At 35.9% G+C, this 877-nt stretch carries 1 protein-coding gene; it reads right to left on the reverse strand.

Going from position 1 to position 877, the window contains the following annotated elements:
• Positions 1-514: 514 nt before the first annotated feature.
• On the reverse strand, positions 515-877 hold a 363-nt coding region (locus ASU03_RS07590; protein WP_057831272.1), incomplete at its 5' end, for a DUF3718 domain-containing protein.

Consider the following 877-nt stretch of genomic DNA (forward strand, 5'->3'; position numbering starts at 1 on the left):
AGATTGTTAAAAGTCGCTGTCAGTCTGCTGGTGTTTGGTAATGAACCGCCCCTGATAGCACTTGATTTAAGCTATTACAGTCACTGGCTAAAGGCTAGTGATACCACAATAGTTGTTAGGCTTTAAAGCTCTAACGGCTGCTTCACCAATGAGGTGGGCGTTAGCAACGAGGGAGGTCTTCTTACTTCTGATTAGTCTAAAAGAAGACGTTGTTAGTAACTACTGTATAGGAAAAATATCCTTTATTAAGGGGCTTATATTATCAACACATCGCAATGAATATTTACAGTATAATTATTCCAAAATATTTTTAAAAAAAGGCCACCTAATTGGCGGCTTTTTGGAAGTGCACATAACGGGGGTAACTGTTCGTCTGCATATTCTGTGAGTAGATGTTCTTAACCCTTACAGTCATCATAAGAAAGCTAAGAAAGAAAACAGCCACTAAGCGTTAACATTGCAGATAAAAGCATTACCAAAATGGATGTTTTCCCAGATAAATAATTACTTATAATCAATAACCAACATAAACTAAAATAATTTCTTCCGTTGATTTATTCTCTGTTGTACGAGTGATAACATCCTGAATGGAAACTTTAGTTGCTTTATCTACATGTCGACTATGGGTATATTTTTTTAAGTAGTCATAAGTCATATTCGCTTGATATTTGTAAGCGAAATTTGCGATGATTAGACCATTGCAAAATGTAGTATTTGCCAGAGATCTTGGACTATGTTCATGCCGTCTCAACGCTGTTTTTAGTGCCTTTTGTTCATTGTTACCGGCAAGCACGCACATTTTTGTGTAAATAGAATTATCCATGGCAACAAACTTATATTGAATGGCATAGACACTGTTCATCATGAAAATGGTCAT

This window comes from Colwellia sp. TT2012 (assembly GCF_001440345.1).
In the GTDB taxonomy this organism is placed as follows: domain Bacteria; phylum Pseudomonadota; class Gammaproteobacteria; order Enterobacterales; family Alteromonadaceae; genus Colwellia.